The organism is Pokkaliibacter plantistimulans, from assembly GCF_003194385.1.
GTDB classification, from domain to species: domain Bacteria; phylum Pseudomonadota; class Gammaproteobacteria; order Pseudomonadales; family Balneatricaceae; genus Pokkaliibacter; species Pokkaliibacter plantistimulans.
In genome coordinates this window covers 1-22,399 of record NZ_LAPT01000041.1, presented here as the reverse complement: position 1 = coordinate 22,399, position 22,399 = coordinate 1, and the positions used below count along the sequence as shown (strand labels likewise).

22 protein-coding genes are annotated in these 22,399 nt (G+C 59.1%); 7 read left to right on the top strand and 15 right to left on the bottom strand.

Translation table 11 applies throughout. The annotated features are described in order from the left end of the window. Positions 1–71: 71 nt before the first annotated feature. Both WH50_RS09715 and WH50_RS09710 read right to left on the bottom strand, forming a co-directional pair. Positions 72–950, bottom strand: a complete 879-nt coding sequence (locus tag WH50_RS09715; RefSeq protein ID WP_104152770.1) for a carbon-nitrogen hydrolase family protein — start codon at positions 948–950, stop codon at positions 72–74. Continuing rightward, on the bottom strand, positions 947–1,618 hold the full coding sequence (locus WH50_RS09710) for a GNAT family N-acetyltransferase (protein ID WP_243410056.1): 672 nt from the start codon (positions 1,616–1,618) through the stop codon (positions 947–949). Before WH50_RS09710 ends, WH50_RS09715 begins: the two co-directional genes overlap by 4 nt. A gap of 183 nt (positions 1,619–1,801) precedes the next feature. On the opposite strand from WH50_RS09710, the gene WH50_RS09705 reads away from it, so the two are divergent. Both WH50_RS09705 and WH50_RS09700 read left to right on the top strand, forming a co-directional pair. Next, entirely contained in the window at positions 1,802–2,203 is a 402-nt protein-coding gene (locus tag WH50_RS09705) for a ketosteroid isomerase-related protein (protein WP_110187122.1), read from the top strand. Between the two features lie 176 nt (positions 2,204–2,379). Next, positions 2,380–3,297, top strand: coding sequence for a 2-hydroxyacid dehydrogenase (locus WH50_RS09700; protein ID WP_104152768.1), 918 nt, complete (start codon positions 2,380–2,382; stop codon positions 3,295–3,297). Positions 3,298–3,433: 136 nt separating this feature from the next. On the opposite strand, the gene WH50_RS09695 is transcribed toward WH50_RS09700, so the two are convergent. The 3 genes from WH50_RS09695 to WH50_RS09685 form a co-directional block, all read right to left on the bottom strand. Then, on the bottom strand, positions 3,434–3,985 hold the full coding sequence (locus WH50_RS09695; protein WP_133251290.1) for a hypothetical protein: 552 nt from the start codon (positions 3,983–3,985) through the stop codon (positions 3,434–3,436). 89 nt (positions 3,986–4,074) lie between these two features. Next, positions 4,075–4,995: a LysR substrate-binding domain-containing protein gene (locus tag WH50_RS09690; protein ID WP_104152766.1), complete on the bottom strand. Its 921-nt coding sequence runs from the start codon at positions 4,993–4,995 to the stop codon at positions 4,075–4,077. A gap of 219 nt (positions 4,996–5,214) precedes the next feature. After that, entirely contained in the window at positions 5,215–5,841 is a 627-nt protein-coding gene (locus WH50_RS09685) for a LysE/ArgO family amino acid transporter (protein ID WP_104152765.1), read from the bottom strand. Between the two features lie 122 nt (positions 5,842–5,963). Here WH50_RS09685 and WH50_RS09680 point away from each other — a divergent pair, with 122 nt between their 5' ends. Beyond that, positions 5,964–6,848 (top strand): LysR family transcriptional regulator ArgP, encoded by an 885-nt coding sequence (locus WH50_RS09680; RefSeq protein WP_110187121.1) that lies wholly within the window; start codon positions 5,964–5,966, stop codon positions 6,846–6,848. A 132-nt stretch (positions 6,849–6,980) separates the two neighbouring features. Here WH50_RS09680 and WH50_RS09675 read toward each other — a convergent pair whose 3' ends face one another. The 6 genes from WH50_RS09675 to WH50_RS09650 all read right to left on the bottom strand — a co-directional run bounded on the left by WH50_RS09675 (position 6,981) and on the right by WH50_RS09650 (position 14,665). Continuing rightward, positions 6,981–8,507, bottom strand: coding sequence for a DHA2 family efflux MFS transporter permease subunit (locus tag WH50_RS09675; protein WP_110187120.1), 1,527 nt, complete (start codon positions 8,505–8,507; stop codon positions 6,981–6,983). A 14-nt stretch (positions 8,508–8,521) separates the two neighbouring features. Beyond that, the gene (locus WH50_RS09670; RefSeq protein WP_110187119.1) at positions 8,522–9,736 is read right to left on the bottom strand and encodes an HlyD/EmrA/EmrK family protein; all 1,215 of its coding nucleotides are present in this window, start codon (positions 9,734–9,736) and stop codon (positions 8,522–8,524) included. A 10-nt stretch (positions 9,737–9,746) separates the two neighbouring features. Continuing rightward, positions 9,747–11,207: an efflux transporter outer membrane subunit gene (locus tag WH50_RS09665; protein ID WP_110187118.1), complete on the bottom strand. Its 1,461-nt coding sequence runs from the start codon at positions 11,205–11,207 to the stop codon at positions 9,747–9,749. 3 nt (positions 11,208–11,210) lie between these two features. Further along, entirely contained in the window at positions 11,211–11,684 is a 474-nt protein-coding gene (locus WH50_RS09660) for a MarR family winged helix-turn-helix transcriptional regulator (RefSeq protein ID WP_110187117.1), read from the bottom strand. A gap of 350 nt (positions 11,685–12,034) precedes the next feature. After that, complete coding sequence (locus tag WH50_RS09655) at positions 12,035–14,056, bottom strand: M48 family metallopeptidase (RefSeq protein ID WP_110187116.1); 2,022 nt, start codon at positions 14,054–14,056, stop codon at positions 12,035–12,037. 15 nt (positions 14,057–14,071) lie between these two features. Then, on the bottom strand, positions 14,072–14,665 hold the full coding sequence (locus tag WH50_RS09650) for a LemA family protein (RefSeq protein WP_110187115.1): 594 nt from the start codon (positions 14,663–14,665) through the stop codon (positions 14,072–14,074). A gap of 377 nt (positions 14,666–15,042) precedes the next feature. On the opposite strand from WH50_RS09650, the gene WH50_RS09645 reads away from it, so the two are divergent. Both WH50_RS09645 and WH50_RS09640 read left to right on the top strand, forming a co-directional pair. After that, positions 15,043–15,348: a DUF1244 domain-containing protein gene (locus WH50_RS09645; protein ID WP_104152757.1), complete on the top strand. Its 306-nt coding sequence runs from the start codon at positions 15,043–15,045 to the stop codon at positions 15,346–15,348. A 243-nt stretch (positions 15,349–15,591) separates the two neighbouring features. Further along, positions 15,592–16,488: an NAD(P)-dependent oxidoreductase gene (locus WH50_RS09640; RefSeq protein WP_279305918.1), complete on the top strand. Its 897-nt coding sequence runs from the start codon at positions 15,592–15,594 to the stop codon at positions 16,486–16,488. A gap of 24 nt (positions 16,489–16,512) precedes the next feature. On the opposite strand, the gene WH50_RS09635 is transcribed toward WH50_RS09640, so the two are convergent. After that, positions 16,513–18,111: a sensor domain-containing diguanylate cyclase gene (locus WH50_RS09635; protein WP_165838372.1), complete on the bottom strand. Its 1,599-nt coding sequence runs from the start codon at positions 18,109–18,111 to the stop codon at positions 16,513–16,515. Positions 18,112–18,179: 68 nt separating this feature from the next. Continuing rightward, positions 18,180–19,220, bottom strand: a complete 1,041-nt coding sequence (gene pyrC, locus WH50_RS09630; RefSeq protein WP_110187112.1) for a dihydroorotase — start codon at positions 19,218–19,220, stop codon at positions 18,180–18,182. Between the two features lie 252 nt (positions 19,221–19,472). On the opposite strand from pyrC, the gene WH50_RS09625 reads away from it, so the two are divergent. Continuing rightward, complete coding sequence (locus WH50_RS09625) at positions 19,473–19,877, top strand: DUF6973 domain-containing protein (protein WP_207780242.1); 405 nt, start codon at positions 19,473–19,475, stop codon at positions 19,875–19,877. Beyond that, a complete protein-coding gene (locus WH50_RS09620) occupies positions 19,874–20,233 on the top strand; it encodes a hypothetical protein (protein WP_110187111.1) in 360 nt (119 codons plus the stop codon). The genes WH50_RS09625 and WH50_RS09620 overlap by 4 nt, the downstream gene beginning before the upstream one ends. A 60-nt stretch (positions 20,234–20,293) precedes the next feature. Here WH50_RS09620 and WH50_RS09615 read toward each other — a convergent pair whose 3' ends face one another. Next, a complete protein-coding gene (locus WH50_RS09615) occupies positions 20,294–20,932 on the bottom strand; it encodes a DUF4276 family protein (RefSeq protein WP_110187110.1) in 639 nt (212 codons plus the stop codon). Continuing rightward, positions 20,929–22,095, bottom strand: coding sequence for an AAA family ATPase (locus WH50_RS09610; protein ID WP_110187109.1), 1,167 nt, complete (start codon positions 22,093–22,095; stop codon positions 20,929–20,931). Before WH50_RS09610 ends, WH50_RS09615 begins: the two co-directional genes overlap by 4 nt. Between the last annotated feature and the right edge of the window lie 304 nt (positions 22,096–22,399).

Here is a 22,399-nt window from a genome sequence, read left to right as displayed (position 1 = left end):
AAAAGTTTCAGTGCGGCAGGTCAGAGACAGAAATAAGCCGTCGATTGTGGCCTTAGAACGCGCTAACGATCTTAGTTGCCCTGAGACAGAAACTGTTCCGGCCAGTCACGGCGAGTCATGACCTGTCCTTCACTGCGTACCTTGCGCAGTGCCTCCAGATCCAGATCAACCAGCAGCCATTCACTGTTGGGTGGATTGAGCTGGCTGCTGAGCGCCAGCACACCGTCGGCAGGCAGGCCGTAATCGGGCGGCACAAACAATCCGGCACGGCCCCGGTTTTCGTCCACCGCCGGTGACCAGTCGGCAAAGCCCACGGTCGGCGATTGCAGCACCGCGATCTGGTTTTCCAGTGCCCGGGCCTGACAGCCAATGCGCACCCGATGATAGCCTGCTTCGGTATCGGTGCAGCTGGGCGCCAGGATCAGATCGGCACCCTGTTCCGCCAGACCGCGCGCCAGCATGGGGAATTCATTGTCGTAACAGATCAGAATGCCAATGCGGCCAAGGCCGGTTTCAAATACCTGCAGACCACCGCTACCGGCGTCAATGTGCCATTGCTCCCGCTCGAAGCGGGTCATGATCAGCTTGTCCTGAGTGCCGACCAGACCTTCCGGGCCGAACAGCCAGCTGCGGTTGCGATAGCAGCCATCGGCATCGCGCACCGGTGCTGAACCGGGCACCAGATACACACCATGCTGACGTGCCAGTGATTTGCACAGGCTCAGCCAGCGTGGAATCAGCGTCTGCATGGCGGCGATGGATGCATGCAGGTCACTGCGCACGGCGGCAGGCAACTGGCCGGTCAGTACCATGCCCGCGTACTCCGGTAACAGCAGCAGCTGTGCACCCTGATCGACCGCCTCTTCCACCAGCTGCTGCAGATGCTCGGCGTAGTCGTCCCACTGTTCATAAAGTTCAATGTCGTATTGGCAGGCGGCCAGACGGATCATCGCTGTAACTCCTTGAGCCAGAAGGACATGGGTTTGGGGGATTCATGCGCCTCATCGATATCACGCCAGATGTATTCGGTGGTCAGGGTCGGATAGGCGCGGTAGCCACGATGCTGCCAGAAAGCATCCAGTGGCTGATAGTCTGGTGGGCGGCGCGGATGGTCAGCGGCGCGCTGCACGGCGCAGAACGCACACCAGCGGAAGCGACCGAGACGACGGGCATAGGCTTCGCGCTCTGCAAAGAAGCGTACGCCCAGCCCCTGACCGCGGAAAGCGGGCAGCAGTACCGATTCACCGAAATAGAAGATCTGCTCCGATGGCCAGCCCTGCTGGTCAAAGGGGCGGCGAAACTCGACGGTCTCATCACTCATGGGCAGCCCGGTAGCGACCCCCACTACCTGCGGCTGGCCCTGCTGATCGCGGTGTATGGCCAGGACGAACAGGCTGTCAGCACTGTTGGCATAGGTGGCGATATAGTCGGCCTCGTAGGCCAGATCGCCATCGTAGAGGTAGGGAAAGGCGCGGAACACCTCGATACGCAGACGCGCCAGATCATTAATATAAGGCTGAATGGCGTGGCCGTTGAGGCTGATAATCTCCACGCCGACAGGGGCTGGCGGGAGGTGGGGGGAGCTGAAGGAAGCAGGTCCGGCAGCGTCCTGAGACATGGTTGGGTCCTCACTGGCCGGCTCCGAACTGACGTCAGAGATCAACGGCGCGTCGCTTACAGGGTGTCTTGATCAGGGGAAAACTAGCAGAATGTCTGCCAGAGTGCGATGCCCGGGGCGAACTGCAGTGCGATCAGAACGGCATCGGGCGCTATCCTTCCCTTCTTCAACAGGAGTTTCTCCATGACCGCAGTGGAACTGATCCAGTCTTACTACGCCGCTTTCAATGCTGCCGATATGGAGGCCTTTCTGGCGCTGCTGGATGATGAGGTGGTGCACGACATCAATCAGGGCCAGCGACAGGTCGGCAAGGCGGCCTTTGCCGACTTCATGGTGCATATGAACCGCTGTTACCGCGAACAGCTGACAGACATCGTGGTGATGGCCTCTGCTGATGGTCAGCGTGCTGCCGCTGAGTTTGTGGTGCATGGCGAGTATCTGGCCAGTGATGAAGGCCTGCCTGCCGCCAGTGGCCAGCGCTATGTGCTGCCTGCCGGAGCCTTCTTTGAGATTCGCGCTAATAAGGTGGCAAGAGTGACAAACTACTATAATCTCAACGACTGGACGGCTCAGGTCGGCGGCTGAGAGCGTGCACACGATCTCACCAGCGAAGGCGAAAGTGCTGAGAATGTGCACATGTTCTGAAGCAACGGCGGTGATGGGGCCACGAGTGAGCGAGCCTCAGGTATCCCGCAGCGTTTTTCTGCGCCAGGCAGCCGTCCCCTTGTTGCTTTTGCTACCCCAGGCTGAGGAGGCCATCCATGCTCTATCTTTACGTGGATTCAGACCGTGAAATCTGGCAGGAAAGTTTGCAGCTCAAACTTCCGCTCGACGTCGTGGCCTGGCCTCACAGTGTCGACGCAGAGCAGGTCGAATACGTCGCTGCCTGGAATCCGCCGGACGGCTTTTTTGCTCCCTTCACTCATCTGAAAGGCATCTTTGCGCTGGGAGCCGGGCTGGACCGTTTTCACAAACGCGATGATATCGCGCCCGGTACGCCGCTGATCCGCCTGACCGATGCCGGCATGGCGCAGCAGATGCTCGAATATGTCCTGCACGGCATTCTGCATTTTCAGCGTGATTTTGATCGCTACCTGCAGCAGCAGGAGCAGAATATCTGGCAATCCTGGCCTTATCGCAGTGCCCGTGAGCTGAGAGTGTCGGTGCTGGGGCTGGGTGAGCTGGGTGGCCATGTGGCCCAGGTGCTGGCGCAGCTGGGCTATCAGGTGCAGGGCTGGAGCCGCACGCCCAAGCATCTGGAAGGTATCACCACCTGCCATGGCATGGCGGCCTTGCCCAACCTGTTGCAGCACACTGATGTGCTGGTCAGCATCCTGCCTTCTACCCCGGAAACGCGCGGCCTGCTGAATGCCGATACGCTGATTCTGCTACCCAGAGGCGCGGTGGTGATCAATGCCGGACGTGGCGATCTGATCGAGCTGCGGGCGCTGATTGATCAGCTTGATAGCGGCCATCTGCGCGGCGCTCAGCTGGACGTGTTCCCGCAGGAACCCCTGACCGCCGAAAACCCTATCTGGCAACACCCGAAACTGATCATTACTCCTCATGTCGCGGCGGCCACGCTGGTCGAAGAAGCCACCAGTCAGATCGCCAGCAAGCTGGCCCAGTGGCAACAGGGTCAGGCGGTGGCGGGGCTGGTCACCAAGGCGGCAATGTAGCGCCTGAAAACAGGTACTGGAGCCACCTGGCTGACAGGCAGGGTGGACAACGCTGCAGAAAAGATGTGGATAAGCTTGTGGGTAGCTGTGGACAGTCAGGTATAAACCATCCACAGCGGTTGTGACGCAGGTAGATTTAACCCGCCTTGCAGACTTTCAGCAGGGTATTGATGGCATTGGTGGAACCCGCGGACAGATAGCCGTGGATGATCTCCTTGCCATCTTTCTTATAGCCGATGGCGAAATAGGGGTCGGCGCGCTTGAGATCGGCCAGCATCGGGCTGGTGGTGGGAATCACCGCGTGCAGGTTGCGATCTTTGTCAGAGAACTTGCGAAGTGGCAGGGTACCCTGTCGTTCTTCCTTGCCGAACTGCACCTTGAACAGCACATTGGTCTCGGTCAGCATCTCCTTGCTTTCCACCAGCACCAGCAACTGGTCAGGCTTGCTGTGAATACACACCAGACTGAAGAAGGTAGAACCCTTGCCCGGGTCGTTGGCCTGCGGGGTGGTGGCAAAGTACTGCTTTTCCGAACCGGCGAACTGCCGCTCGCCCACCAGCCAGGCTTTACTGCGGGTAATTTCCTTGTAGGTGGGTTTGGGATCGGCTGTCGTTTCTGCCCAGCTGCCGGAGATGCACAGTGCCATGATCATCCCTAATCCCAGTTTGCCCCAAAGTGGCTTCTTCATACGTCCCTCCATCAGATAAACAGGGTTGCCGGCTGTGGATAACCCTGTGAATGGTTGTGCATAACCGTTTAAATAGATGTGATCAGCTGTTAAAGCATGGTGATCTTGCCGGTCGGTGGTTGCCAGGCTTCCACTGCGGCGGTGAGGCCCAGTGAGTCGATCAGGGCTCGCGCCGGTGAGCTGAGGAAACGCTCCGGCCACCAGACCAGCGACAATGATCTGCTAAGATCCAGCTCTGGCCAGGCCAGATCCACCAGACGGCCGTTCTGCAGATCTTCCTGTACCGCCAGTTCCGACAGGCAACCCACACCGAGTCCGGCCAGTACCGCTTGTTTTATGGCCTCGTGGTGAGCCAATTCCAACCGCACATGCAGGCGGTTGCGGTCGTTACCCAGTACCTGCTCCAGCACTGCGCGGGTACCGGAGCCGGATTCACGCAGAATCCACGGCGCCTGCAGCAGGCGTTCCGGCTTGCCGGCGAATTCGGCCCACGGGCTGTCGCTGGCTGCCACCAGAAACAGCCGGTCCTGCCGCCAGGGCACATAGGCCAGTCGTGGCTCACGGCACAAACCCTCGATCAGGCCGATGTCGGCATCCAGATTCAGCAGCGAACCGAGTACATCAGAGCTGTTACGCAGACGCAGCTTCAGGTCAACCTTGGGATAGAGCGCAAGGAAGTCCAGTGCCATGCGTGGCAGCAGATAACTACCGATGGTCATACTGGCGGAGATGGTGAACGGCCCTGCCACTTCCCGCTTGCCACCCTGCTCGAAGTTTTCCACCTGACCGAGAATGGTCTCCGCCAGTGACAGCTGGGTTTCACCCAGTGGACTCAGACGCAGACGACGTCCCTGACGATCAAACAAGGGTGCTCCCAGATGGCCTTCCAGCTCGGCCAGCGCCATGCTGGCGGCGGACTGGGTCAGACCGATCTGGTCGGCGGCGGCACTGACACTGCCTTTGCGGGCAATGGCGGCGAATACCTGAAGTTGGCGCAGGGTAATGCGCATATCGCTGTCCCCCCGAACAAGCACGACAACAAGAATGCGCTACGCTTCGACGCAGTGCCTTCTTGAATAAGAAGAGTTGATAAGTGTTATTGGCTTTATAAAGTTTTACTTATTATCAATGGGCACCGGCAGGGTGCAAGGGGGAGCGCCGGGATTTGCTTATTTTTTAACCGAATGGCGGGTAATAACGCACTGCGTTGCAGAGCGTAACGCCACCGCTCAGGGCAGCAACAGCGGTCGCAGCAGTGACCAGCACAGGCTCAGCATCAGCGCACCGATCAGCCCGTCCAGCACTTTCCAGGTCCAGGCACGGGCAAACCAGGGTGCCAGCCAGCGGCCAAGCAGGCTCAGAGCACAGAACCACAGGCAGGACAGGGTCATGGCGCCGAGAGCAAAGCCGCCGCGGCTGTGTGCCTGCAGCTGGCTGGCCAGCCCACCGAGCAGCACCAGCGTATCCAGCCAGGCGTGTGGATTCAGCCAGGTGACGATAAAGGTGGTGCCCAGAGCTGCCCAGCGACTCTGGCTGAGCTGGCCGTTGCTGTCGATATGCAGTTCTTCCTGTTGCAGCAGGGCGCGCCGCCAGCTTTGCAGGCCGTAGATCAGCAGAAAGGCGGCGCCCAGCCAGGCCGCCGCCTGAGACAGTACGGGGGAACGTGCCAGTGTCTGGCCGACGCCGAACACGCCCATGGCGATCAGCAGCCAGTCGCTGACAATGCAGAACAGGGTCGTCTGCACGACATGCTGACCGCGAATACTCTGCCCCAGCACCCAGGCATTCTGAGCACCGATAGCCACAATCAGCACGGCACTGACGGTTATTCCCTGCCAGTAAGCGATGATATCCATGGGTTGAACTCCCCGTAACAGACCCGCCAGCCCCTGCTGGCAGCTTGAGGATGGCAAGGGTAAGGGCTAGACTCTCAATCAGTTAAGCTAATATTTCTATGTATTTATAAGAGAATTTAATAATGCTGGACTACAAACTGCTGGAAGCCCTGGCGGCGGTGATCCAACAGCAGAGTTTTGAGCGGGCGGCAGACGTGTTGTGTCTGACCCAGTCGGCGGTTTCACAGCGCATCCGGCTGCTGGAGGAGCGGCTGGGACAGCCGGTGCTGGTGCGCTCGACGCCGATCCGGCCGACGGAGCTGGGGCAGAAGCTGTTTCACCATGTGCAGCAGGTACAGGTACTGGAGCAGTCTCTGTCCACTGATATTCGCCCGACCACCGACAGCTACACCCGCCTGCGTCTGGCGGTGAATGCCGACAGTCTGGCGATCTGGCTGATGCCGGTGTTTGCCGACCTGTTTCATGAGCACAAGGTGCTGATGGAGCTGATGGTGGAGGATCAGGACTGCACTCTGGCCCGCCTGAAAAGTGGTGAGGTGATCGGTTGTGTCAGCGCTCAGGACACGCTGGTGCCGGGCTGTAACCGCCTGCATCTGGGCGTCATGGACTATATCTGGGTCTGCACGCCCGCCTTTGCCCAGCGCTTCTTCTCCAGCGGCGTCAATGCTGACAGCCTGCGGCAGGCACCGGCGGTCGCCTTTGACCGTGATGACCAGCTGCATGTGCGTTTTGTCCGCCAGCACTTCAACCTCACCGCGGGGGACATCGACTTCCATATGATTCCAACGGTGGAAGGTTTTATCGATGCTATCCGTTACGGCATGGCGTATGGCTTTGTGCCGCGGTCACAGATACGGCAGGAGCTGGCCAGCGGCAAGCTGATCAACCCGACGCCGGAGCTGAAGATGCCGGTGCCGCTGTACTGGCACCACTGGCGTTTGCAGACGCCGATGCTGGCCCGCCTCGGCAGTCTGCTGGAGAAGGCGGCGCGGCAGCATCTGCAGTAATGGCATCCTCGCACAGGTACTCAATTGCAAAGGTACTCAATTGCAAAGGTACTAAATTACACAGGTGCCCAATGCAGACGGAGCCCTTCCGGCTCCGTCTGCATGATCTGTTTTCCGATGGAGAGCACCGGCTCAGTGATCACCGCCCCCACCGCCATGCTTGGCGCCGAAAGGTGGTTTGGCCAGCCAGATGATCAGGAACAGCCCCATGAACACCCAGGCCATCATGGCGAAGTAATCCACGGTGGACATCATGTAGGCCTGCCCTTCGATCAGATGATCAATCTGAGCGTAATGGCTCTGGCTGCTGCCGCCTAACTGCTGCAGATAGTGCTGGGTGGCCGGGTTGAAGGCATTGATGTTTTCGGTCAGCTGGGCGTGGTGGAACACCTCGCGACGGTGCCAGATCCAGGTGGTCAGCGAGGAGGCAAAGCTGCCTCCCAGCACTCGCAGGAAGGTGGCCAGACCGGAGCCTTCAGCAATCTCCCGGTGATGCAGACTGGACAGCAGAATGGTGGTGGTCGGCATGAAGAACAGTGCCACCCCCAGCCCCATCAGCACCTGCACCAGCGCGATGTGGGTATAGTCAACCTCGGTGGTGAAGCTGGCACGCAGGAAGCAGGTGGTGCCGATCACCAGAAATGAGCCCCCGGCCAGCAGGCGCATATCCACCTTGTGCCCCAGACGCCCAATCACCGGCGACAGGAACACCGGCAGGATACCAATCGGTGCGGCCGCCAGACCGGCCCAGATGGCGGTGTAACCCAGCTGAGTCTGCAGCCACTGTGGCAGCAGCAGGTTGATACCGAAGAAGCCCGCATAACCCAGCACCAGCCCCAGCGTACCGAAGCTGAAGTTGCGGTATTTGAACAGGCGCAGATTGATGATCGGGTGATCGTCGGTCAGCTCCCAGATCACCAGTGCAATCAGGCAGACCACTGCTATCGCCGTGCCGGTCACAATCTCCCGCGACTCAAACCAGTCCAGATCATTGCCTTTATCCAGCACCACCTGCAGCAGCCCGACCCCCAGCACCAGCAGAATCAGGCCGACATAGTCGATAGGTTGCTGCACCGTCTGCTCCGGCTTCTTGCCGAGCTGGGCGATGACGATGGAAATGGCGATGGCGCCGATGGGCAGGTTGATAAAGAAGATCCACGGCCAGGAATAGTTGTCCGTCAGCCAGCCACCGGCGATGGGGCCGATGATTGGCGCCACGACCGCCACCATGGCCAGCAGCGACAGCGCCATCCCGCGCTTCATCGGCGGATAGATGGCCAGCAGCAGCGTCTGCGCCATGGGGTAGAGCGGGCCAGCCACCAGCCCCTGCAGGGCACGGAACAGCACCAGCTCGGTCATCGACTGGGCGATGCCGCAGAGGAACGAGGTGATGACGAACAGGATCACCGCCGCCAGAAACAGTTTCACCTCACCCATGCGCCGCGCCAGCCAGCCGGTCAGCGGCAGGGAGATGGCGTTGCACACCGCAAAGGAGGTGATGACCCAGGTGCCCTGTTCCGAGCTGACCCCGAGGTTACCGGCGATGGTAGGCAGGGCAACGTTGGCGATGGTGGTGTCGAGCACCTGCATAAAGGTCGCCAGCGACAGCCCCACCGTGGCGAGCACCAGGCTCGCCGGGCGGAAAGTGTTATCGCTCATGAGAGTCTCCGACCTCAGTGGGCCATGCCAACCTGCTCGGCTACCGGGCCGTTGTCATGGATCAGCTGGGCAATCAGGGCATCGGCTTCGCTCAGCTGATGCTGGTAGACATCGGTGGCGTAGCGTGGCTTGGTCTGGGCTTTCTCGGCCAGCACCGGGCCGTCCTGATCATGCAGGTCGACACTGACGGTGGTCGACAGACCGATACGCAGCGGATGCTTGTCGAGATTGTCGCTTTGCAGGCGGATGCGTACCGGCAGGCGCTGGACGATCTTGATCCAGTTGCCGCTGGCATTCTGCGCAGGCAGCAGCGAGAAGGCGCTGCCAGTGCCGACGCCGAGGCTTTCCACGGTGCCGCGATAGCGCACATCACTGCCGTAGAGATCGGCATGGATTTCTACCGGCTGGCCGATGCGCATGTCTTTCAGCTGGGTTTCCTTGAAGTTGGCATCGATCCAGACATCATCCAGCGGCACCACGGCCAGCAGCGGTGCTCCGGCCTGTACCCGGCTGCCCACCTGCACGGTGCGCTGGGCGACATAGCCACTGACCGGTGCGACCAGCGTGCTGCGGGCATGGTTGAGATACGCCTGACGCAGGCTGGCGGCGGCGGCCATGACCTCGGGGTGGGAGGCAATATGGGTGTCATCGACCAGTGCCAGAGCGCTGTCCAGCTTCTGTTTGGCAGAGGTGACGGCACGTTCGGCAGCACTCAGGGCATCCCGGGCGTGGGCCAGTTCTTCCTGTGAAATGGCGCCGCCCTTGGCCAGTTTCTGCCGGCGCTGGTAGTCCGCCTGTGCCTGCTGGACATCCACCTTGCGGGCTTCCAGCTGGGCTTTGTAGTTATCCACATCGCTGTACAGACCGCGTACCTGACGCACCGCCTTGGCCAGATTGGCCTCGGCGCTCTGCAGCGCGACTTCGGTATCGGCCGGATCGAATTCCACCAGGGTCTGGCCCTGCTCGACAAAGTCACCGTTGTCAGCGGTGATGCTGATTACCGTACCGGCGGTCTGTGGGGTCAGCTGGATCAGGTTGCCATCGACATAGGCGTCATCGGTTTCCTCATAAAAGCGACCGTAGCTCTCATGATAGAAGTAGGCACCGGCACTGCCGACGGCGACGGCGGCGACCAGCAGGCTCAGCATCAGCTTGCGTTTGCCATTGCGCTTGGCGGGTTGTGCCGCCTGGGCTGAGGCATTGGGAGTCGTTGTAGTGTTGTCAGCCATGATTCACATCTCATCGAACAGTGGGCGCCGCCGCGGCTGCGACGGGCACGGATTGAGGTTGGAAGCCACCACCGAGTGACTGCATCAGCAGAATGGCGGTGTCGACACGTTCGGCCTGCAGGCTGGCCAGCTGGCGGTCGGCTTGCAGCAACTGCTGCTCGACGCTGAGGGCGTCCAGATAGTTGCCGACACCGGCGCGATAGCGCTGCATGGCGATGTCATAGGAGCGGCGGGCAATGTCACGGGCACGTTGCTGCTGCTCGATCTGCTGCTCCAGCGAGCGGAAGCGGGTCAGCTCGTCACCGATGTCACCCAGGGCATTGACCAGCGTCTGGTTGTACTGCGCCACGACCAGATCGTAGTCAGCATCGCGGCTGGCCAGACTGGCGCGCAGGCGGCCACCGTCGAAGACCGGCAGTGACAGCGCCGGGCCAATGCTGAAGAACTGGCTGGCAGTGCCAAACAACGCATCACCGAGCAGTGACTTGGTACCGACTGCCGCATTGAGGTTGAGATTGGGGTAGAAGGTGGTCTTGGTGGCGGTAATATCCTTGGCGGCCGCCTCCACACGCCAGCGTGCGGCTACCAGATCAGGGCGACGACCCAGCAGTTCAGCCGGCAGGTTGTCGGGCACGGCTACCTGAGCAGGCGCAATCAGGGTGGGTTTGGGCAGGTCGTTACCGCGGTCGGGGCCTTTGCCCAGCAGCACGGCCAGACGAATCTGGGCACTGCGGACATCCTGCTGGGTGGCTGTCAGGGCGGCTTCGGCAGCGGCTTCCAGACTCTGGGTCTGCTGCAGCTGGAACTCGCTGTCGAGACCGGCATCCAGACGCTGTTTCGACAGTTTCAGCATGTCGCGGGTACGGGCCAGATCCTGCTCGGCGATATCCTGCTCAGAATAGGCCTGCCCCAGCTGGTTGTAGGCGCGGGCCACATCGGCGGCCAGCGTCAGGCGGGCCGCCTGCTGATCCACTTCGCTGGCGCGGGCGCGGCCCAGAGCCGCTTCCCAGGCAGCGCGCTCACCGCCCCACAGGTCGAAACGGTAGCTGCCGTCCAGAGAGGCGCTGCGCAGGGTACCGAACAGCGCGCCCTGACCGGTGGGGTCATCCACCCGGGCAGCGCGTGAACGGGTGATACCGGCATTGGCGTCCAGCGTGGGTTGCCGTGAGGCATCGGCCGCCGCCACCGCCGCACTGGCCTGACGGGCTCGGGCATCGGCAATCTGCAGACTGGGGCTGGAGGTCAGGGCTTCGGCAATCAGGGCATCCAGCTGTTGGTCGCCGAGGCTGTTCCACCAATCACTGCCGGGCCAGCTGGCATCGCTCAGGGACTGGCCGTTGGCCAGGGTGTTGCTGGCCTGCAGGCTGTTGGCATCGAGCAGCTTGCCGCTGGTGTGCAGGCCGTCGAAAGAAGCACAACCACTGAGTAGCAGGGCCAGTGACAGGGCGCTCAGAGAAAATCGTAAGGTCATGAATCAGTCCTCGCTCACCGTCGCTGACAGTGGGGTATGCACGGTCAGCATCTTGTTCAGCAGCACATGCAGGGTGTCGATCTCGCTGTGCTCCAGTGCCTGAGTTAGGTCGTTGAGGGCATCAGCGGCAATCTTGGGAATCTCCTCGGCGAACTGCCTGCCCTCGGGCGTCAGTGCCAGCAGTACCTGACGACGGTCAGTGGTGCTGCGGGAGCGGATCAGCAGTTCCTTGTTTTCCAGCCGGTCGAGCATGCGGGTCATGGCGCCGCTGTCGATGGACAGGGTGCGGACCAGATCGGCTGTGCTCTGGATGTTGCCCCGGGCAATCAGCAGCAGCACCTTGAACTGGGCAGTGGTGATGTCGTAGGGCTGCAGGTGTCTTTCCAGGCAGCGATCCTTGGCCTGATTGAGCAGATGAATCAGGTGGCCGAAGGTCTGGTTGCTGCAGACGAAATCATCGCGGTTGAAATATGTCATAGCAGTCTCTGCCTAGGCAGTGATTTGGCCTGCACTATAGGGGTGGAATATTGATTTCGTAAGAAGTCAGTTCAGATATAACTGTTGCATATATCTGACCAATGGTTGCTTACCGCGGCCTGACTGGGCTGGCGTAAATTGCGCAGAAAATGTGCAGATCAAAACAGGTGGGAACAACAGAAATGACTGTTGCAGGATCAACGCTGAAAAGGACGTTTTTGCTGCTGTCAGCCCTGTTGGTTCAGCCGCAGCAGAGCGGCATCCCGTATGACAGACTGCCCGATACGGGAGCGTGAGAGGACGGTGAAACAGGCTGCACCAAGCAGACAGGTACAGCGCTGTGCCTGGCATCAGCCGTCAGTTGGCTGGTAACGAATGTCCTGCTGATCCACGGCGTCGTAGATCAGCGGCGGGATCGGACAGCCGCACAGCAGGGCAATGATACGCAGTGCCTGAGCTTCCTGCTGGTTGACCCGGCCATCGAACTCAATGCACTGGCAGCAGGCCTGCAGCAGCTTCTGCTTGGCCAGTGGCAGCAAACGGCCACAGTGGCGGATGGCGCCCTGCAATTGTTCCAGACTGGCGCGAGCGGGGAGGGGCTGCGGCGGCAGACGCATCAGCTGTAGCGCTTGGTTGTAGGCTGCCTGCTGATCATCACTGTGCATGGCGGAGAAGTGGCAGAGCGTGGCCAGCAGGGTGTGAATGTCGTCACGGGTCTGGCTGATCTGCCGGTGGCTGCTGCTGATGGTGCGGCGCTTGTCGAGCTGATCGACCTGATGCTGCACCATCAGCGTCAGTGCCCATTCAAACAGGCTGACTTTGCCATCGGCCATCACCAGCGTATGCACCTGCGTGAGCAAATGCTGGCGCAGATTGGGCGTACTGTCGCGCAGGGTCGGCAGGGCAATTTCTGCCAGTGCCAGCCGGTCGCTGTCGGCCAGCCGCACCAGTCCGGCATGCAGCTGCTGCAGATCGTTGCGGTCACCGAGGGGAATGGCCAGCTGGCCGATCAGACGCTGGCTTTCCGTCTCGTCAGCAGGCAGCAGCATGGCCAGCAGCAACAGCGGTGCCTGCTGACTGGCATGGGCGGCCTGATAGAGGGGGGCGGGCAGGCGTTGCAGCCAGGTACGGGCGAAGTTGTGCTGCGCTGCGGTGGGATTACCCATGGTGGCCATGGTGTCGCTGGTCTTGCGCTGCTGTTCGGCGACCAGTGGCTGTGCCAGATCGCGGCTGGCCAGCATCGCAGCCGTGGCCGCGAGGGAGGCATGCAGCGATGAGCCGGCCTGCGGGCGAGCACGGCTCTGCATCTGCTCGGTCATGCGCTCAAGCTGGGTGCGCTCCGGCAGATAGCCGCCTTTCCAGCCCGGTTCTAGGCGTTTGATGCGCTCATCCAGGGTGGGGTGGGAGGAAAACAGATCCAGCATGGAGAACAGGCTGCCAGCGCCAAACAGCATATGGCTGACTTCGGCAGCGCGGGGGTTGATCAGGTGGGAGCTCAGCTCATAGCCGCCAATCCGTTTGAGCGCATTGGCGATGCCTTCGGTATTGCGGGTGTACTGCACCGCGGAGGCATCGGCCAGATATTCGCGGGTACGGCTGATGGCAGCCCGAATGGCGCTGGCCAGCAGGCCGCCGATAAAACCCACCAGCATCAGCCCGAGACCAAACAGGGCAAAGGGGGCCGCATCTTTCTTGTTGCGATCCAGATTGTGGCGGGCACCGTTGCCAAACTGCAGCAGTATCCGCCCCAGCTGGGCCAGCATGGTGATGCCGAACACCACTCCCATCAGCCGGATATTGAGACGCATGTCGCCGTGGACGATATGGCTGAACTCATGGGCGATCACCCCTTCCAGCTCATCTCGGCCCAGTTGTTCCAGTGTGCCGCGGGTAACGGCGATTACCGCATCATCCAGATCATGGCCGGCGGCGAAGGCATTGATGCCATGTTCGTTGTCGAGTACGAAGACGCCCGGCACGCTGCAGCCTGACGCCAGTGCCATTTCCTCGACCACATTGAGCAGACGACGCTCGTAGAAATCATCGGTATCTGCCCGTACCGCGCGTCCACCGAGGGATTCGGCGATGCGATAGCCACCTTCCGACAGGCTGGCGATGCGATAGGCACTGCCGACCCCCACCACCAGAGCGACACCCATGAAGACTCTGGCGAATTGCTCCGGCGTGAAGTGGGTCAGCAGCAGGCTGGGGCTGATCAGCAGGGCATCGATACCCTGATGGCGCTGCAACTCCTCAAACAGCGCCAGCATCAGCACAGTCAGGGCGCTGAGAAAGATCACCGCCAGCACCATCAGCACCAGCAGCAGACGGGTTTTGCGACGGGCGGCTTCCTGCCAGTTAAAAAACAGCATCTATCTGACCGCCGCTCAGAACGTGACCCTGGGTGCCTGTTGAATCTGGGCGCTGTCTTCAAACTGCAGCAAGGGGGCATTGGCACGGTGGCCGAAGGTGGCGGCAAACAGCACGGGCGGGAAAGACTGGCGGTAGATGTTGTAATCGGTGACGACGTCGTTATAGAACTGCCGGGAACGGGCCACCTTGTTCTCGGTGCTGGTCAGCTCTTCGCTCAGCTGCATCATCGAGCTGTTGGCCTTGAGGTCGGGATAGTTTTCCATGGTCACCCGGAACTGACCGAGGGCGCTGCTGAGCTTGCCTTCCAGCCCGGCCAGCGCACTGGCATCGCCTTCACTGTGGCTGTGCGCCAGACGTCCCAGCGCGGTCGCGGCGGCATCGCGGGCTTCAATCACCTGCTGCAGGGTGCCGCGCTCATGCTGCATATAGCCCTTGGCGGTTTCCACCAGATTGGGGATCAGGTCATAACGGCGTTTGAGTTGCACTTCGATCTGCGCGAAGGCGTTATCGACCTGGCTCTTCTTGGTGACCAGAGCGTTGTAGATGCTGACCACCCAGAAGACGATAACCACGATAATCGCCAGAGTGATAAGAGTGGAAATGCCCATGTGCAGTGTCCTTCTGTCAGTGGGAGGTACAACCGTTGGTGCCGGTCACCCCGGCACCTGTCCGAGGCAGTGTAGGTCATGTCGCTGCCGGTGACACTAGCAGGCTGTTGAAAATCTGTCTGTGTCGCCGAATATGGCGTGAAAAGCAGGCTTAATGTGTTCATTTGGCCTGTTTGACGCCGTATTTGTCTGTTTTCTTTGCTCTGCAGACCGGCAGTCCCGATAACGCTTTTCAGGGTCTGCGGCTATCCCGCACAATAGGCGGTCAGGTGGGGCAGTGTGGCCAGCATCGTCACTGTGCTACTGAGATAGCTTTGAACCGCTCCGCCACTCTGCCTCAACCATGCTTGTTTATCTTTGATTGATATGAGGTTTTTATGAACGACCAGCAACGTACTGAACTGGAAGCCGCTGCCTTTCGCCGCCTGTTGCAGCATCTGGATGAACACAAGGAAGTGCAGAATATCGAGCTGATGCTGGTAGCGGATTTCTGCCGTAACTGCCTGAGCAAGTGGCTGGGTGAGGAAGCCGGCAAGCGTGACCTCAGCCTCAGCGATGACGATGCCCGTGAGTGGGTATATGGCATGCCCTACAGCCGCTGGAAGAGTGAGTTCCAGCAGCCTGCCACCGCTGAACAGTTGGCGGCGTTTGAGGCCAAGCAGAAAGCCAAGCAAGGTCAGTAATTGCTATTGCCAGTCATAGTGGAGGTGATCACTTCCATCATGACTGGTCGGGGTATCAATAAATACTGCTGCAGCACCATCAGCCGACAACGTGGGTGACCATGTCAGGCGCTGGTTGAGGCCACCATCCCGACCGTGCTGAAGTTACTGACACCACATGTTTTGCCAATCTGGGCAATGATCAATGCCTGACTGTTGTAACTCTCTATCGCGCACTCTCGTTCAGGATGTACAGATTCAACGTTGAAGAGGAATCACAGCATGAACATCGCCTTTATCGGCCTTGGTAGCATGGGCAAACCCATGGCCAGTAACCTGCTGGCTGCCGGGCAGTCGCTGCAGGTATGGAATCGCAATCCGCTGCCCGCAGAAGAACTTGCCGCACTGGGCGCCAGGGTGTGCACGACTCCGCGTCAGGCGGCGGCCGGGGCGGATGTCGTTATCACCATGCTGGTCGATGACAACGCCACTCGCGCTGTGCTGTTTGACGCTGGGGTGCTTGAGGCGATGACGCCGGGCAGTGTGCACGTCAACATGGCCACCATTTCGGTGGCGCTGGCGGATGAGCTGACTGGCGTGCATCAGGCGCGCGGCCTAGGTTATGTGGCGGCGCCGGTACTGGGGCGGGTGGATGTGGCCGCCGCTGGCAAGCTCAATATTCTGGCAGCGGGTGCCGCTGAGCGGGTGGCCCGCATCCAGCCCCTGCTGGATATCATGGGGCAGAAAACCTGGTACTACGGTGAGCAACCCTCGCAGGCCAATGCGGTCAAACTGGCAGTGAACTTCTGTATTGGCAGTGCCATCGAGACCATGGCCGAAGGGGCGGCACTCAGTCGTGCGCACGGCGTGGCGGCGGCCGACTTTATCGAGCTGATCACTACCACGCTGTTTGCTGCCCCCGCCTACGTGGGCTACGGCAAGCTGATCGCTGAGGAGAAGTATGAGTTTTCCGGCTTCAAGCTGGCCCTTGGCCTGAAGGATATCCGTCTGGCGCTGGCCGCCGGTGAAAGCAAGAATGTGCCACTGCCTTTTGCCAGCAGCATGCGTGACAGCCTGCTGGAGGCGGTCGCCCATGGCGATGGTGACAAGGAATGGGCGGCGCTGGCCAGGGTGGCGGCCCGCCGCGCCGGGCTGGAATAGGCCTGTCGGCGAGCGTCAACCGGTTCAGGGGGCGGGCTGGGCCACCATGGTCTGATTACGGCCCGCATGCTTGGCGGCATACAGGGCCAGATCGACCTGTTTCAGCAGCGGTATCACGGCCGTTGCGGTTTCCGGGAACTGCGCCAGCCCCAGTGACAGGGTAACCGGCTGGCCTGTCGGGCTGTTCTGCCCGGCGACCTGCAGGCGTAACCGCTCGGCCACTGCCAGCGCCTGCTCGGCGCTGACATCCGGCAGCAGCATCATGAATTCCTCTCCGCCGCAGCGGCAACAGATGTCTTCTTGTCGCGAATGCTGACGCAGCTGGTCGGCGATATAGCACAGCACCAGATCACCCACATCATGGCCAAAGGCATCGTTGACCCGCTTGAAGTGGTCGATATCGAGCATGATCAGAGTGAAGCGCTGCTGGTTCTGACTCCACTGCGCCAGTACCTGCTCCAGTCCGCGACGATTAACCAGCCCGGTCAGCGGATCGGTCAGGCTCTCCTGACTAAGTCGGTCAATCTTGTGCTGCATTACCCGGAGACCAGCCTGCATGGCACGTTTCAGCTGCCCGGCCTCGGCATACCAGTCGCGGACGTTGTTGGTATGGTGCAGCGCCTGCTGATCATCCAGATGATGGGCGATCTGTGCCAGTTGATGCAGTGGCCGGGTAATCAGGCGGGTCAGCCAGCCGATCAGCAGCAGCGCCACCAGCAGTAGCGGCAGGGCGTTGCGAACGGTAATGAACATCAGGTGATTCAGTTCGCTGGTGACGGATGCCATTGGCCGCTGGGCGACGATACCCCAACGGGTGGTCGGGACCGTGGCAAAACCGGCCAGCATGCTGGTGCCCTGCGTATTGGTCACCTGCTGGCTGCCTGAGTGCCCCTGCATCAGTGCAGAGACCACCGGGTTCCTTTCCACGTATTCACCCACGCGCTGACTCTGGCTGTGATAGATCAGCCGGCCCTGTTCATCAACGACATAGAGATTGGAGCCGTCCTTGTAGGGGTGCTCGCCGAGCAGGGTATCCAGCGCATTGTGTTCCTGCAGATAGATAGTTCCGGCCACATAGCCCTGATACTGGCCGTCTGCGGCGATGATGGGCTGGGCGATAAAGATGATCAGGCGACCACTGGGCGCGGTAAACGGTTCGCTGATATACAGCGCTCTTTGTCTGAGCGCCGCCAGCGACTCGGGGGAGGCCACATGCTGGCCTGCGGGGTACACCTTCTGCGGTGAGTAGGCAAGGATTTCACCGTCCGCCGCCACGATGATGGTGGAGTTGAAGCGGTTGCTGTCGAGACGGATACGATCCACCGCATCCTGCAACTGGCTGGCATTATGCAGCTGTCCCGACAGGCGATGGGCACTGTAGGACAAACGGTCAATCGCCGAGGTCATAAACAGGTTGGTGCTTTCTGCCAGTTTCGAGGCATAAACCCGGTTGGCTTCCAGCGTGGTCTGGATCAGCAGCTGGCGCTGTACCGTGTAGCTGGCATAGAGGCTGATTGCCAGCGTCAGCAGGACCGTCAGCAGACACAGCGACAGAATCAGGGTACGCAGATTCAGGCGACGGGCGGCTCTGCGGCTGAATGGGGTGACGTTGACCGTGCTCATAACACCTTGTCGGCAGCGGCTGAATGAGGAACCTCCGGGCATACCGCCCGGAGGAATACAGGTAACGCTTACTCTGTCAGCATTTTCCAGCGCAGGGTCTCACCGGCACGTAGCGGCACGATCACATCATGGCCGAAGGCCATTTCTGCCGGTACCTGCCAGTTTTCCCTGACCAGGGTAATGGTGTCGGTATTGCGCGGCAGAGCGTAGAAGTCCGGGCCGAAATGGCTGGCAAAGGCTTCGAGCTTGTCCAGTGCGCCCAGGTCTTCAAAGATCTCCGCATACAGCTCAATCGCCGCGTAGGCAGTGAAGCAGCCTGCACAACCACAGGCCGATTCCTTGGCGCCCTTGGCATGCGGCGCAGAGTCGGTACCGAGGAAGAATTTGGCACTGCCGCTGATCGCGGCGGCCTGCAGTGCCTGCTGATGCACATTACGCTTGAGGATGGGCAGGCAGAACAGATGCGGGCGAATACCGCCGACCAGCATGTGGTTACGGTTGTAGGCCAGATGCTGCACGGTAATGGTGGCGCCGACATTGGCTCCCTGACTGTTGACGAAGGCGACCGCATCGGCGGTGGTGATGTGCTCGACCACCAGCTTCAGTGACGGATGGCGGCTGACCAGTGGCACCAGAATATCGTCGAGGAACTGCTTTTCACGGTCGAAAATATCGACGTGGTTGTGGGTCACTTCACCGTGTACCAGCAGTGGCATACCGCATTCGGCCAGTGCGGCACAGATGTCATCAAGCTTGCCGAGGTCGGTCACACCGGAGTCGGAGTTGGTGGTGGCGCCCGCAGGATAGAGCTTGACCGCGGCGACCTTGCCGGTGGCTTTGGCGGCACGGATCATCTCGGCGGTGGTGTTGTCAGTGAGGTACAGCACCATCAGTGGTTCAAAGCGGGAGCCTGCCGGCACCTGCGCCATGATGCGCTCACGATAGGCCAGCGCCTGCTCAGCGTTCATCACCGGGGGGCGGAGGTTGGGCATGATGATGGCACGGCCCATCTGCCGGGCGGTGGCGGGCACCGTATGCGGCAGTACGTCGAGATCACGCAGGTGCAGGTGCCAGTCGTCGGGGCGGGTAAGAGTTAAACGCTCAGTCATGCCGGGGTCCACGCAGTCAGATCAGGGATAAGAAAGGGTGGCCCATTATAGACAAATGCAGGGGGCAGTGGGCATTGAGGATATACAGCAAATTGATTGAGATCGTATAGCGTACCTGAGTGATGGACCTTGGCTCAGGTGAGCTTGTGGCCGCATGAGGATATTGCTATGTTCCGCGCTCCCTTGATTGCGATGGGGACGGGCAGAAGGACGTTGTCGCCCGTGGGTTTGACCTTTCATGGAGATGAAGTAGTGAGTACATCTGCTTATCAGCAATGGATGCATCTTACCGATGCAGAGAAAAAGTATCTGACCAGCCATCCGCACCATGCCTTTGCGATTCGGGCTGCGAAGGATAAGGCGTTTGCGGAGACGGTAACGCGTTTCTCGAGAAACGGGCGTAATGACAAGAGTGACGCATTTCGCCATTGCTACTGGACGGCCCTTCTGGCCAGAGATATTGGTCATGCCAATGCTCAGCGTTTCACGACAGCTCACGAAAGTGACCCCAACAATCCAGCCAACGAGAAAAGCATGGACCTGCATAACAATGCGGTAGGTTTGTCGATTGGGTTATCCATGGCAGACGATGCCAAGTTGTCACAGCAATGTATGAATGCGCTATTGGCGGGTCGTCTGCAGGTCATCACGCCATGAACAAGTACACATGTATGGCAGGTCTTGTGGCTATGTTGGGGATGACAGCCTGTTCAGCGCAGACAGACTTCAGCCAATACGGCAACGCCCACTTTGCTGCCAGTTCATGGCAGACATCTATCCCCGCACGGGCCAGCATGCTGGCAGACCTGGTAACGCAGCAGCATGTCATGGGTAAGAGTCAGGCGGAAGTCATCGCTCTGCTTGGGCCTGCTGATGGTTACTACGAGTATGATGAATTCCCGGCCTATCGGCTGCGTGAAGATAAGGAATGTGTCGTCGGTTTCAGCCTTGATCGCAAAACTGCCAAGGTCGATGCGGTGGTCATTTTTCCTGAAGGTTGTCTTGACCAGTAAGTAGTGTTGCTAGAAAAACGGGCCGCAAAGTGCGGCCTGCTGCTTCCCCATTCGTTTTGGTTACTGCATTTCGTGTTTGAGCTGATCAACAAATCGCTTTGCCCAAGGTGACATTGTGATTACTTTTTCTGGGTTGATTAGCCCTAGTAGCTTGAAGGAGTGGCTACCTTTACCGTACTCGCCTTTCTGTGTGTTGCGTGTCGCTTGTTTTAGAGCGTTGTAAATTGCTGTCTTTTGCCGTGTTTCAACGGATGGAGGTATGACAGGTAGCGCGTTTGTCTGAAATTGTTGTCCAAAGAAATCCTGTAGAACATCCTGATCGGCTATCAGCCAGGCCTCCATGCACTCCACCATAAGATGGCAGTGTACATCCTGTGCCCCCGCTGGCTTGCCCCACTGGTCGCGTTGGTGTAAATGAGTCCAGGGCGTCCAAGTTGCAGGTTCACCTTGCACACAGCTCGCATCAACTGCCGTTTCGCTGTCCACCAACAGCATGGCGGGTTCACCATTCTTCACCGCTGTACAGTAGTCGTTATAAGCGTTGTTGCGGCTACCACAGGCCACTATCCTTGGCCGTTTTCGTATACCTGCTTTAGTAATGAAATTAGTAAAGCCCTCGCGGCACTCTGTTTTCAGCTGAGTACTGTCGCCACCACCCTCTACAAACAGTTTTAGCGATGGTTTATCGCGTTTACTCACCAGCGAGTCCCTCCCAGATCACCTCGTGTCCATAACTGGCCAAGGCGATATTTTTCCAGCCAAGGAGCAAGTTCGGCTTTGCTCAGACGCCTTAGCTGAGTCCCTGTTTCATCCTTCTCTGCGACGATCACTGACTCGGGTTGGTCGCTCATGGCATCGACCAACACATCGGAATGCGTAGTTACTATCAGTTGCGTACGCTCTGCCGCTTCTTTTAACAAGTCTGCCAAGGCAGGCAGCACATCTGGATGCAAGCCCAGCTCTGGCTCTTCGATACAGATTAATGGTGGTGGCGCTGGATGGCAGAGAATAGCCAGCAGGCACAAATAGCGTAATGTGCCATCTGACAGACGTGTTGCCGGGATGGACCTGTCGCCCTCATGAAGAAATACCTGCACCGTACCGCCTTCAATTTGCACATGGTAGTCATCGATACCCTCGTAAAGTGCTTGTAGTGCACTAACTACGCGCTTTTTGGCGCTGGGAGTACTTGCAAGGCGGTTAAGGACCAATCCCAGATTACGGCAGTCAGGTTCTAGATAGTCATTAGGCATGTCAGCTTTTTGCGGCATTCGTGGTGGGGTATAGCGGCCAAAGCTCCATTCCCGGTAAAGCCGAATCTTGTCAAATACTGACCCAAGATAGGTCAATTCGGGGTACTGGTCAGGGTCTTTACGCTGAGACAATATAGAAGCGCTGACATCAATTTCTTCGTGTTTTAGTTGGCGCATCTTCGTTTTTACATTTAGAACTCCATGACCATTTTCAAACTTGTAGTAGAAATAAGGCTGCATGTGGCCACTATCGGGCTTTTCGTTTTCGACACGCTCATCGGTGATCTCGAAGTGTTGCATCACTTCGGTAAAACTAAGTACATAGCGAAGATTTGATTGCGTCGAATTAGGACTACTTAGAACAGCATTTATAGTCGCAACAGCTATTCCCTTTTCTCCTTTCCACAACCAATCACGTATACCCCCACCATCACGAATAGGTCTTAAAAGATCTTTCGGTGTGGCACGCAACAGGTCAACGGCTTCAATCAAGTTAGACTTACCTGAGCCGTTCGGACCGATAATCAGATTCAGAGGACGTAGTTCAAGCGGTTCTGAGTCACTGCCATAGCTAAGAAAATTCTTTAAATGGACAGATTGAATCAGCATCGTTATCTCCACTTGAATGCATAGACGTTGAGGGGATCAGGTTCAGGGTATGTGTAGATGCCCTGAACCTAACAGAGTGCGTTTTAACAGGTCGTTGAAAATCTATCTGCGTTGCCGAATACCGCGTCAAAAACAGGCTCAAAATGCTCATTTAGCTCACTAAACTCCGCTTTTTCGCCTGTTTTTTCCTTGTCTCGGCGGCCTCGATAACGTTTTTCAACAGCCTGTTAAGCAGAGATTTCCTGCGCACCCATCTGGCTGCTCACCAGGCTACCGTTGGCACACCGGTGGGCCAACAGTCAGG

Coding starts and splice junctions, on each gene's coding strand:
- WH50_RS09645 (WP_104152757.1), top strand. CDS start 15,043: ATGAACGACCAGCAACGTACTGAACTGGAAGCCGCTGCCTTTCGCCGC.
- WH50_RS09650 (WP_110187115.1), bottom strand. CDS start 14,665: ATGGGCATTTCCACTCTTATCACTCTGGCGATTATCGTGGTTATCGTC.
- WH50_RS09675 (WP_110187120.1), bottom strand. CDS start 8,507: ATGAGCGATAACACTTTCCGCCCGGCGAGCCTGGTGCTCGCCACGGTG.
- WH50_RS09670 (WP_110187119.1), bottom strand. CDS start 9,736: ATGGCTGACAACACTACAACGACTCCCAATGCCTCAGCCCAGGCGGCA.
- pyrC (WP_110187112.1), bottom strand. CDS start 19,220: ATGACTGAGCGTTTAACTCTTACCCGCCCCGACGACTGGCACCTGCAC.
- WH50_RS09660 (WP_110187117.1), bottom strand. CDS start 11,684: ATGACATATTTCAACCGCGATGATTTCGTCTGCAGCAACCAGACCTTC.
- WH50_RS09620 (WP_110187111.1), top strand. CDS start 19,874: ATGAACAAGTACACATGTATGGCAGGTCTTGTGGCTATGTTGGGGATG.
- WH50_RS09705 (WP_110187122.1), top strand. CDS start 1,802: ATGACCGCAGTGGAACTGATCCAGTCTTACTACGCCGCTTTCAATGCT.
- WH50_RS09690 (WP_104152766.1), bottom strand. CDS start 4,995: ATGCGCATTACCCTGCGCCAACTTCAGGTATTCGCCGCCATTGCCCGC.
- WH50_RS09695 (WP_133251290.1), bottom strand. CDS start 3,985: ATGAAGAAGCCACTTTGGGGCAAACTGGGATTAGGGATGATCATGGCA.
- WH50_RS09655 (WP_110187116.1), bottom strand. CDS start 14,056: ATGCTGTTTTTTAACTGGCAGGAAGCCGCCCGTCGCAAAACCCGTCTG.
- WH50_RS09685 (WP_104152765.1), bottom strand. CDS start 5,841: ATGGATATCATCGCTTACTGGCAGGGAATAACCGTCAGTGCCGTGCTG.
- WH50_RS09700 (WP_104152768.1), top strand. CDS start 2,380: ATGCTCTATCTTTACGTGGATTCAGACCGTGAAATCTGGCAGGAAAGT.
- WH50_RS09680 (WP_110187121.1), top strand. CDS start 5,964: ATGCTGGACTACAAACTGCTGGAAGCCCTGGCGGCGGTGATCCAACAG.
- WH50_RS09715 (WP_104152770.1), bottom strand. CDS start 950: ATGATCCGTCTGGCCGCCTGCCAATACGACATTGAACTTTATGAACAG.
- WH50_RS09610 (WP_110187109.1), bottom strand. CDS start 22,095: ATGCTGATTCAATCTGTCCATTTAAAGAATTTTCTTAGCTATGGCAGT.
- WH50_RS09635 (WP_165838372.1), bottom strand. CDS start 18,111: ATGAGCACGGTCAACGTCACCCCATTCAGCCGCAGAGCCGCCCGTCGC.
- WH50_RS09710 (WP_243410056.1), bottom strand. CDS start 1,618: ATGTCTCAGGACGCTGCCGGACCTGCTTCCTTCAGCTCCCCCCACCTC.
- WH50_RS09665 (WP_110187118.1), bottom strand. CDS start 11,207: ATGACCTTACGATTTTCTCTGAGCGCCCTGTCACTGGCCCTGCTACTC.